The 1585-nt window shown below is 39.9% G+C and carries 1 protein-coding gene; it reads left to right on the forward strand.

Features of this window, described 5'->3' with window-relative positions; all coding sequences use genetic code 11:
• The first annotated feature begins 246 nt into the window (after nt 1–246).
• The gene (locus tag Q7A53_RS21665; protein WP_411791294.1) at nt 247–1446 is read left to right on the forward strand and encodes an IS110 family RNA-guided transposase; all 1200 of its coding nucleotides are present in this window, start codon (nt 247–249) and stop codon (nt 1444–1446) included.
• The last annotated feature ends 139 nt before the right edge of the window (nt 1447–1585 follow it).

The following is a 1585-nucleotide window of genomic DNA, read 5'->3' on the forward strand; positions in this document are numbered from 1 at the left end:
TCGTATTATAAGGTCATCCAGTGATTTCTGGTTGACCTATTTTTTATAGGTTATTATTTAGGTAGCCGGGGAAGGACGTTCCTGCTCTTGGGACTCTGATCCCGTCCAGTATACTGTCCTCCCCCTACTTGTAGAAACATGTTTGAGGCTGGTTGGGACCTAGTCCCGCATAACAAGCGAAGCTATGACACTACAAGCTAGATTAGGGGCTGCCGGCGAATATGATAAAAGGAGATGTGATAATGAATGGATCCAGTTATTGGCCTGGATATTTCGAAGGGGAAAAGTCAAGTACAAGCCTTTTTACAAAAGAAAGAACCCTACAAAAAAAGTTTTATTTTCGAGCATAATGTCTTAGGTTTACACGATTTTCATCGGTTTTGGTTAGAGGTGGAAGAAGTCACAGGGCGACCTCCGGTCGTCGTTTTTGAATCTACGGGTCATTACCATGAACCCGTTTTACAGTTCTTAGAGGATCAACAAATTGTCTATTATTTAGTGAATCCCGTTCTTTCCCACGAAGCTAAGAAGATGAGCTTAAGGAAAGTAAAGACCGATGCCATTGATGCCTTTCGTTTAGGGGAACTTTATTATCTGTACGAGGACCTTCAACCTTTCAAGAAGAAAACTGTCAAAATCATGAACCTGAGGAATCTAACGCGCCAACATGACGCGTTAACAGGAACTTATGTACAAATTAAACTCCAGTTCCATACTGTATTGGATCAAGTCTTTCCTGAATATAAGACTGCCTTTGGAGATCTGTATTCTCCGACCTCCTTACGAACGTTACTCCACTATCCGACACCTCAAGAGGTTAAGGAGGAAACCAAGGAAAAAATAGCTAAAGTGATTCTCCAACAAGGGGCTAAACGCTCCTATGGATGGGCATTAGATAGAGCCCATCAGCTCAAAGAAGCAGCTGACCGAAACCCTTTTAAACGTAACTTATATACAAGTCATGTAGGAAGTTTAACGATGTTTATTCAACTTCTTCTCCAATACCAAAGGCACCTATCGAAGCTCATAAAAGAGATAGATGCCTTGGCTGAAGAATTTGATGAATATGAAATTATCCGATCAATCCCGGGTATTGGTGGAAAGATTGCGGCAACAATCTTATCCGAAATTGGGGATATTGATCAGTTTAAGCACCCTAAGAAGCTCGTGGCATACTCGGGAATTGACCCAAGAGTCCATGAATCGGGACAGTTCAAAGCAAGCATTAACCGAATTACCAAAAGAGGATCGTCTACCCTTAGAAAAAGTCTATATAATGCGGTCCAATGCGGAATAACCAAGAATCGAAACCCAAAACTAAGAGCTTATTATGACAAGAAACGCGAAGAAGGCAAACCACATAAGGTGGCGATCATCGCTTGTGCAAACAAGCTCATTCACTGGATTTATGCCATCTTAAAAAGTAAAAAGACCTTTGTGATTTAGAAGAAACCATTAATATACTTTTATAGAAAATACTTCAAATCATTAATCTTGAAGTTTATTTAGTATGTTCATTTATATTGTACCATGTCTGTTTAATCTTTTTTACCCTTACCTATTGACCTTCTATTAGCTGGTATAC

Source organism: Halobacillus rhizosphaerae (assembly GCF_046719735.1).
GTDB lineage: Bacteria > Bacillota > Bacilli > Bacillales > Halobacillaceae > Halobacillus_B > Halobacillus_B rhizosphaerae.